The 8,937-nt window shown below is 44.6% G+C and carries 11 protein-coding genes and 1 pseudogene; all 12 read left to right on the top strand.

From position 1 onward, the window contains the following. Positions 1-121: pseudogene (locus PN466_RS26645) on the top strand (IS4 family transposase); the annotation flags it as partial. Between the two features lie 38 nt (positions 122-159). Further along, positions 160-303 (top strand): hypothetical protein, encoded by a 144-nt coding sequence (locus tag PN466_RS18350; protein ID WP_271942093.1) that lies wholly within the window; start codon positions 160-162, stop codon positions 301-303. After that, a complete protein-coding gene (locus PN466_RS18345; protein WP_271942090.1) occupies positions 293-634 on the top strand; it encodes a type II toxin-antitoxin system PemK/MazF family toxin in 342 nt (113 codons plus the stop codon). The genes PN466_RS18350 and PN466_RS18345 overlap by 11 nt, the downstream gene beginning before the upstream one ends. Before the next feature lie 115 nt (positions 635-749). Continuing rightward, the gene (locus PN466_RS18340) at positions 750-1,826 is read left to right on the top strand and encodes an NAD(P)/FAD-dependent oxidoreductase (RefSeq protein WP_271942087.1); all 1,077 of its coding nucleotides are present in this window, start codon (positions 750-752) and stop codon (positions 1,824-1,826) included. 630 nt (positions 1,827-2,456) lie between these two features. After that, entirely contained in the window at positions 2,457-3,281 is an 825-nt protein-coding gene (locus PN466_RS18335) for an RNA polymerase sigma factor (protein WP_271942085.1), read from the top strand. 205 nt (positions 3,282-3,486) lie between these two features. Next, positions 3,487-4,356 (top strand): S8 family peptidase, encoded by an 870-nt coding sequence (locus PN466_RS18330; RefSeq protein WP_271942083.1) that lies wholly within the window; start codon positions 3,487-3,489, stop codon positions 4,354-4,356. Positions 4,357-4,892: 536 nt separating this feature from the next. Beyond that, positions 4,893-5,669, top strand: coding sequence for an SAM-dependent methyltransferase (locus PN466_RS18325; protein ID WP_271942079.1), 777 nt, complete (start codon positions 4,893-4,895; stop codon positions 5,667-5,669). A 1-nt stretch (position 5,670) separates the two neighbouring features. Beyond that, positions 5,671-5,928 (top strand): hypothetical protein, encoded by a 258-nt coding sequence (locus tag PN466_RS18320; protein WP_271942076.1) that lies wholly within the window; start codon positions 5,671-5,673, stop codon positions 5,926-5,928. A 1-nt stretch (position 5,929) separates the two neighbouring features. Next, the gene (locus PN466_RS18315; RefSeq protein WP_271942075.1) at positions 5,930-6,712 is read left to right on the top strand and encodes an SAM-dependent methyltransferase; all 783 of its coding nucleotides are present in this window, start codon (positions 5,930-5,932) and stop codon (positions 6,710-6,712) included. A gap of 23 nt (positions 6,713-6,735) precedes the next feature. Next, positions 6,736-7,647, top strand: a complete 912-nt coding sequence (locus tag PN466_RS18310) for a tetratricopeptide repeat protein (protein WP_313898649.1) — start codon at positions 6,736-6,738, stop codon at positions 7,645-7,647. A 57-nt stretch (positions 7,648-7,704) separates the two neighbouring features. Further along, entirely contained in the window at positions 7,705-8,472 is a 768-nt protein-coding gene (locus PN466_RS18305; protein WP_271942072.1) for a tetratricopeptide repeat protein, read from the top strand. A 52-nt stretch (positions 8,473-8,524) separates the two neighbouring features. Next, entirely contained in the window at positions 8,525-8,878 is a 354-nt protein-coding gene (locus tag PN466_RS18300) for a hypothetical protein (protein WP_271942069.1), read from the top strand. Positions 8,879-8,937 lie beyond the last annotated feature (59 nt).

The following is an 8,937-nucleotide window of genomic DNA, read 5'->3' as shown; positions in this document are numbered from 1 at the left end:
GGTTCACTCCTTTCAATGTTGGTCTTCTTTGGCTCAAGAATTGATGGATTCTAAACCTCATAAGCGCTTATTTTTCCAGAAGGGATTAAAGGCTCTATCCCTTATACGGTCTACTCTTTAGCCCCCTTCTCACCCCTTAAGCAAGAACACATCAAATCTATGATTCTACAATTACCAGTAGAAAAAATTAATCAACTCATGAACGAAATCAGAAAAGCTTTGGAAACTAAAGAATTCATGCAACTGGCTGAAACGGGTTTTCAAGAATGGAATGATCCAGAGGAAGATATTTATGAATCCTAAGATTCATGAAATCTGGTTAGTTGCTTTTCCTTTTAGTAATCTTGCGAGTCATAAGCTTAGACCAGCATTAGTCCTTGCTGTTCACCGGCAAGAAGCGATTATTTTAGGAATCTTCTCAAAAATTCCTGATGGTGATTTACCAGAAACGTGGATATTAGTGTCTGACAAAGATAAAAGTTTTGAGCGAACTGGACTCAAAAAGACTTCATTAATTAGAGCTGATAAAATAGCCACAGTAAATGAAGCTGTTTTTCAAAGAAAGTTGGGTAATAAATTACCCGAATCAGTTGAACCGGTTAATTCAGCTTTAAGAAAGTCGCTTGATTTATGATGCCATAACTACCCAAGGAGCTAGAAGAGAAATTTCTTAGCGATTCCTTTCTTGTGTGCTTCTAATTGCGATTGTCTATAACTAACCATCATAAAAAAGAGAAAAATACGATATTATGACGCAAATTCTGATTATTGGCTGTGGTGTAATTGGGGCAATGATCGCCTATGAACTCTCCTCAATGGCAGGCGTTCAAATTACCGCGATCGATCGCACATCTGGAGTTCAAGGCTGTACGAGCGCTGCGTTGGGAGTGATGATGGGATGCATTAGCCAGAAAACCAAGGGTAGAGCCTGGCAAATGCGAGAAACCAGTATTCGCCGCTATGATACCTTAATCCCAGAACTCGAAACCCTCTGCCAGCAAACGATTCCCTATAACCGCCAAGGGATTTTGATGCTGTGCAGGGATGAACAAAAGTGGCAGCAAAAACAGAAATTAGCCGAGACTCGCCAATCTCAAGGATGGGATCTGCAACTTTGGAGTCGAGAAACCCTGCAAGAGCGTTGTCCTCATTTGGCAGTTGAGCCGTGTCTGGGAGCGGTATATTCTCCCCAAGATCGCCAGGTTCACCCCAAAATTTTAACCGAATGTTTGATTAAAGCCGCTCAAATGCGAGGGGTGCGGTTTAAGTTTGGCGAAGACGTGGTTAACTTAGTCGCAGATAATTCTGGTTATCGCGTGCAAACTCAATCCCAGGAATGGCAAGCCGATCGAGTGATTATTGCGGCGGGTTTAGGCAGTCCATTCCTGGCTCAATATTTACAGACTCCTCTAGATATTCGCCCAGTTTTGGGCCAGGCGATCGCCTATGAAGGGGAAATTTTAGGCGATCCGGACTTTCAACCTGCCATTACCTCTGGTGATGTGCATGTCGTGCCGTCAGGAGTTGGTAGCTATTGGGTAGGCGCTACAGTGGAATTTCCCGATGAACAGGATGAGATTATTGCAGATAAGCAGTTGTTCAATGAAATGATTGAAGTAGCGATCGGCTTTTGTCCGGGTCTGCAACATTTAAATATGACTGAGAAATGGTCAGGTTTACGCCCTCGTCCCCACAACCAACCGGCTCCCATTATTAGTCAACTTCCCGGTCACGAACAGGTATGGCTTGCCACCGGCCATTACCGTAATGGGGTACTACTCGCTCCAGCAACTGCCCAGATTCTTATTCCATTGCTCCAATCTTAAGCAGTGAAGCTATAGCACGGAATAAGTTGCTTAGGACGGTTAGGTTATGGTTTGAGGCAATAGGCCCGAATAGCAATAGAAAGTGTCGTAACTCTCCCTTCCTCTGCTATATAATTAACCTCACTTCATCGTGCTTGCAGGTCGCTACACCTATAGTCAATTCAAATAACAGTGAGACATTTTTGTAGGGGCGAAAAATTTTTCGCCCCTACATATACCGTTATTGTAGACTCTCTTAGAGTGTCTGAGTGTTCATTGAATCAACTATAAATTACCTTTTTCATCTTGACCCCTGAAAAAATCAGTCTGCTATCGACTAAAGTAATCAAAAAACAGAGAAAACATAACTTCCAATTATATATAGACGGGTCTTGTCCGTTCTTTTGAGAATTCTGTCGAGTTTGGCCCGATTGGTTTCCAGGAAAAAGGGGTAAAAAGTAACCCATGCGGATTTCATATCAATACCGCAAACAAGCAGTTCTTAGGGAGTTATGTTCAGAAGCAGTGCGCCCCAGACCCGTCAAACGAACTCACCAATTCTTAGCTCTTTTAAGATGTTACTTTTTCCATCTTGACCCTCCTCCCCAAATCTAGCCAAAATTAATCAAATTCCAGAAAAACAGAAGACTTATGATGTATGCCAAAGCAAGTGAAATTGGCTCGGATAACCCTGTACAACTGAGACGAAAAAAGCGCGATTTACTGACGGGAAAGTCGCGCCAAGATCGTAATGCTGTTAGGGGCTTCGATGATATTGTCTCCCAGTTTTGGCAACTCTGGCAGGAAATGCACGACCCATTGTATCGCTGCTGTCTGAAGTTGATGAATTATAATTCTACGGATGCGGAAGATGCTTTGAGTCAGGCGATGCTGAAGGCTAGGGAAAAGGTGCTGAAGTATGTGGGGAAAATCCACAATTTGAAAGCTTGGCTGATGCAGGTAACTCGCAATTTATGTATCGATATTATTCGCAAACGCTCTGGGGAAGCGGCGGGTGTAGATAGTCTTGAATGGGTGGGAGAAAGGGAGAATGGGGGCCCTACCAGTGCGGTGGATACCCCGGAAAAGGTTTTGGAGAACGAAGAGAAGGCGATGGTGATTCGGGAGGCGATCGCTTCTTTACCGGAACGGTTGCGCCATACATTTATCCTGCATTTTTATCAACAGCTCTCCCATACAGAAATTGCTGAAGTACAAGGTATAACCTACGAGAATGTTTGCAAGCGGATATCTTTGGCGCGGAAAATCCTCAAAGAGAAGTTAAGTAGCTATTTTCTGGGGACGGATGGGGAGGTAAGTCAGAAGAACAGTAGGGCGATTAAAAGCACTAATACACAGACAAAATATACCTACGTAGATTTCAGGACTACTGATTTGACTTTAGTGCGATCGCACCTTGATTCCCCTCTTGCAGGCTTTTCTCGGAAGTTCCCTGCGGTTGTTGGCAAAAGCTAGTACTACCTTGTTCGTAATGAAATTGACTAATTTGAGGCGATCGCTTTTCCTCAGCTAAAGAGGCGTTGATGTCAAAAGAAAATACATCAATGGCAACAAAAAACTCCGATTTGCTGAAGAGATATGAAGAGAGTTAAGACTAATTTTGCCAATGGGGTGCAGGTTTAAGCAAGCAGTTTAATACGTTAAAGTGTTGTCTAAAAAAATGGCTAATTATTTAGAACTTATTAATATCAAACCGCTATTGGCTGCTACATCTGGGCGACCTGAAATCGTAGTAGGAATAATTGATGGCCCTGTAGAAGGATCTCATGAAGATTTGCAAGCGGCTTCCCTACGCACGCTCCCCGCCGCATCAGAGGTGATTGGCCAAACGAAAGAGAGCATCGGCTGCGTGCATGGAACTTTTGTCGCAGGAATTATCTGTGCCCAACGGGGTTCTCAAGCTCCAGGGCTGTGCCCGGATTGTACGGTATTGGTGAAGCCTATCTTATGCGATACAGGCGATTTTGAGCAATGCCTCAAAGTTACGCCCGAGAATCTTGCCTGTGCCCTTAGGGAAATGATCGACGCTGGAGCTAAGATTATTAATCTTAGTTTGGGCCTACCCACCACGTCGCTCCAAGAGCAACGTTTTCTCCAAGAGGCGTTCGATTATGCCCTTCAAAAAGGAGTCTTAATCGTTGGAGCGGCTGGCAATCAAGGTCGAATTGGGCAAATGGCTCTGTTTGATCATCCTTGGACGATTCCAGTCGCTGCCTGCAATATGCAAGGAGACTGGCATTTCAAATCGAATAGCGGTATATCGGTAGGGAAATCGGGACTTAGGGCACCAGGGGTGAATACGATCAGTACTTCTTCGAGTGGCGGATATATGCCAATGACTGGTACTAGCGCAGCCGCACCTTTTGTCAGTGGAACGGCGGCCTTGCTATGGTCTCTTTTTCCCCAGGCTACAGCAGAGGAAATCCGTCGAGCGATCCTCCGTCCGGATATCCGCCGAACCAGTATGATCCCGCCTTTATTGAATGCTGAGGCTAGCTGGAAAGCGCTATCAAGCAGGGCAAATGACTAAAAAGCTTTACAGTCCCTATAGGTAGACGGTTCTCGGTTGTCAGAAAACCCTTGTCCTGAGTGAATTCTAGAATTCTTGTCAGAAACTGATCAATAGAATCGTCTTTAGAATGTACGACCAAATTATGTCATCAGAAATTTGGATATCGACTATGAGGAGAAAAATATGATCGAAAAACGAATTTAAGGTAACGCAAGTATAAGTACGCAAGCAAGAGTATTTCAATATACTTTTGAGGCTAAAAAAAGATAATTTGGAAAAGATCTTGCAATTTTTAGAAGGTTGTGCTGAGATAGATAAAGAACACTTCGCGACCGCAATTATACAGCTAGTGACTAACGTTCAAATGAGTGGCATCACTGGCTAAAAATCAGACCCTAGTGTGATTTTTTAAGCGTTCGAGTGACAAGGTTGAGGAGACACTGTTAAAACTAAAATCCGATCGCGCTTCAATTCGCTTTCGGTTCTATCGCTGGCCCTCTGGCGATCGCCTCCCAGGCAAAATGATATGGAAATAATGATTAGGTAGGTCGAGTTTGAAATCGGGTTGTTTAACGATTGTCGGGACGGGAATCCAATTTGTTGGTCAAGTAACCTTGGCGGCAAAGGCTTGGATCGAACAGGCCGATAAAGTGTTATATGCAGTTGCCGATCCGGCAACGGCTGAATGGCTGCGATCGCTCAACGAAACTGCCGAAAGTCTTCCGTACAATACCAACAATCAATGGCGCAAACAAACCTATGGTGAAATGGTGGAGGTGATCCTCAATGCTGTTCGTCAAGGATTGGATGTGTGTGCAGTTTTCTACGGTCATCCTGGAGTTTTTGCTAATCCTACTCGTGAGGCGATTCGGCAGGCACGAGAGGAGGGATTCCGGGCACAAATGCTACCGGGAATATCGGCATCTGATTGTTTATATGCCGATGTGGGAGTTGATCCAGGACAGTATGGATGTCAGAGTTTTGAAGCGACGGATTTTCTGCTTCGCGATCGCCGTTTTGACCCCAGGAGCGCGTTAATCTTGTGGCAAATTGGATTGATTGGGAATTTTAGCTTTTTTGATGCTCAAGGAGTTTTTCCGGGTCTCAAGGTTTTGACGGAGGTGTTAGAAAAGCATTACGATCGCGACCATGAAGTCATTGTCTATGAAGCCGCTATTTATTATCCAGTTTGTCAGCCAATTATTGAGCCGATGCCCTTATCTAAGTTACCAGAAGCCTTGGTGAGTGAGGTGTCCACTCTTTACGTTCCTCCGCAAGGACAAATTCCTTTCAATCGGGAAATGATGGCACGTTTGGGGATGGTGAATTAAGATGAACAATCGGCAGATTGAAGTCGGAGCAAAGGCGCGAGAACTGGCGAGAAAGGCAGAAAAGTATCGCTTGCAGAAATGCTATGACAAAGCGTTAATTGAGTTTAGTCAGGCGATAGACATAGAACCAGACTATAGTTGGGCGATCGCCCATCGCGGAGAAGTCTACAGACAGATGAAATGCTATGAGAAAGCGTTGGTTGATTTTAATCGAGCGATCGCCTCCCCAGCAAAATTATACGGAAAAATAACTAGGTAGGTTGACTTTGAAATCAGGGTGTTTAACTATTGTCGGGACAGGAATCCAATTTGTCGGTCAAGTCACGTTGGCGGCAAAAGCTTGGATCGAACAGGCTGATAAAGTCTTATATGCTATAGCCGATCCGGCCACGGCACAATGGCTGGTCTCTCTCAACTCTACAGCCGAACCATTACCTTACAATCGGAGCAATCGGCAGCGCAAAGAGACTTATGCTCAGATGGTAGAGTGCATTTTGGCAGAAGTGCATCGAGGCTTAAATGTTTGCGCCGTCTTTTACGGTCACCCTGGTGTTTTTGCAGATCCAGCTCATAACGCTCTCAGACGAGCCAGACAAGAAGGATTTAGAACACAGATGCTACCAGGTATTTCAGCAGAAGATTGCTTGTTTGCTGACTTGGGTCTAGATCCGGGCAAGCGCGGGTGTCAGAGTTTTGAGGCAACAGACTTCCTGATCCGGCAGCGCAAATTTGACCCCACTAGCGCTCTGATTTTGTGGCAGATTGCTTTGGTAGGAAATCGTGGTTTTTATGAGAAAGGAGGGCATGTACGTGGGTTACAAGTGTTAACGGAGGTTTTGCAAAATTACTACGCTTCCGATAGTGAGGCGATTGTCTATGAAGCAGCAGTTTATCACCCAGTTTGCGAGCCATCGATCCAAAGAATGCCTTTGGAGAAGTTACCGGAAGCGAAAGTGACGGAAAGCTCGACTCTATACATGCCACCAAACCCACCATTAGCCATAGATATGGAGATGGTAGAGCGTTTGGGGATGCACCTTTAGGTACACAATAGACCTAGAAAGATATGATGAGAAACAACGGACAAACTTTAGAGAAGCTAGATAGGGAGCTCGCTAGCAACCCCCAAAATGCTAGGGCATGGGCGGGGCGAGGTGAGAACTATCGGTTGATGAAGCGTTATCGGGAAGCTCTGGAAGATTTTAACCGAGCAATAGAGCTAAACCCAAACTATGCTTGGGCGTTGGCTCACCGAGGAGAAACTTCTTTTTTACTGGACGCTTTTGAGGAAGCCCTAGAGGATTTTAACCGAGCAATAGAGCTACAGCCAAATTATGTTTGGGCTTTGGCCCATCGCGGCGTAACTTACGAGCGAATCGAACGTTATGAGGACGCTTTGGTAGACCTCGATCGCGCGATCGAATTGCAACCGGATTATGCTTGGGCGATCGCCTACAGATGCCGAACTTACGAAATGTTAAGGCGCTACGAGGAAGCTCTGGTGGAATTCGACCGGGCCATAGCCCTCGACAAGACCATTATCAAGGAAGGTTGGCTTGCCGAAAGAGGATTATTTCTCACTTTAATAGAACGATATGCTGAGGCCATGGAACACTACCAACAAGCTTTAGAAACAGACCCCGAAGATAGTTTAACTCTTTATTGGATTGCAACTCTTAAAGCTCGTTGGAAGGGATTGCTGGAAGCTCGACCGGAAATAGAACGAGCCAAGTCAGTGTTGCAAGCCAAACTGGCTGCGGACAGTTCGGAAACCAGTGCTACTATTTACGAGCTTGGTGGCTTGGCCGCTATTGAGGGAAGGAACGACGAAGCCCTAGCATTTTTGGAAGAGGCTATATCCCTAGATTATTTTCCTAGGCGCAGGGCTCTTCACGATCTAGCTTGGTTTGATTTGCATCTCGAACCCCGTTTTCAAAAAGTTACAAATGTTTGTTCTAACAGCCGAAATATATTATAAATATAGCTAGTAGAATAATGGTAAGTATTACATTAAGGAGATTATGTGATGTCGCAAATGTCGCAAACAGCATTAGATTTGGCAATAGAAGGCGAGACGTGTCGTCTACGTAAAGACTATCGTAAAGCAATAAGTTTTTTTAGGCAGGCCATTCGAAAAAACGATAAGTATGCTTGGGCTTACGCACATCTTGGGTCAGCCCAGCTAAACAGACACGGCCGTGAAGTTCCTTCGCAAGATGCCAGAGAAAATTTAGAAATAGCCATCGCACTCAGGCAAGACCATTATCCTTGGGCAATAGCAAAGCTGGGTCAATATTGGTTCGAGTCGGGTAATTACCCAAAAGCCATAGAGGAATACACGAAAGCTCTCAAACAATCTCCTGGTTACTCTTGGGCTCTAGCTCATCGGGGATGGGCTTACTATCGTGACAGTCAGTATGAGCCTGCATATCGTGATTTTACAGCAGCTATTCAGAACACAGATAATGAATATGCATTTGCTTATGCCATGCGGGCTGCAACTTCAGGGAAAATAATATCGCAGAAGGAAAGCAAAATTCCAGAGATGAGAAGTGATACAGAAAAGCTAGAAGCCTATAAGTTCATACTAGAAAAATATCATTCTGTGACGGCTGATATCCTTCAGGCTATTTTCCTAAACAAAAACATATACGATCGTACAAGAACTAGCCTCGATTTGTCCAGATTTACTAACGATATGAAGACAAGAGGGATAGCCGTCGGCAGCCATCAATTCTCTCTGAGGTTCTTAGAGGAAGTAAGAGCAATTGAGGATGCTGCAAGGAGTCAAAAAACTCCATAAGAAGGTAGGAAAGAGGGGTTAGACTTACAATGCCAAAAAAGTTAACCCAATAATGACCCCTTTAAGCATTGATATCGATGGTATCCTACAACAAAAAAATACCAAGTGTTTAAACCGTTCACAAGGAGACATAACATTGAACAATTTAGTGAATTTCTTGGCAGATTTAGCTGTAGCTCCTGAAAAACAGTTAGCTTTTGCTGGCACTCCAAAGCAACTACTGGGGGCATCAGGGTTAGCAGAATTGGATAGACAGCTAATCGAGAGAGGAGATAAGGACGACATTGCTATCGCTTTAGGTAGCGAACTATCTGTGTTGGCTATAGCTGCTGCAGACCCAGTCGAAGATCCATTTCCAGATCCGGATCCATCCGATCCGGAGCCATCGGAGTCGGAGACAGAGTGAAAGTCAAGGTGACAACTCTAAAAACTATCAAAACCTAATAACATTTATCTGTTTTTGGG

It is taken from the genome of Roseofilum reptotaenium CS-1145 (genome assembly GCF_028330985.1).
Lineage (GTDB): Bacteria > Cyanobacteriota > Cyanobacteriia > Cyanobacteriales > Desertifilaceae > Roseofilum > Roseofilum reptotaenium.
This window is presented reverse-complemented; position numbering and strand designations above follow the sequence as displayed.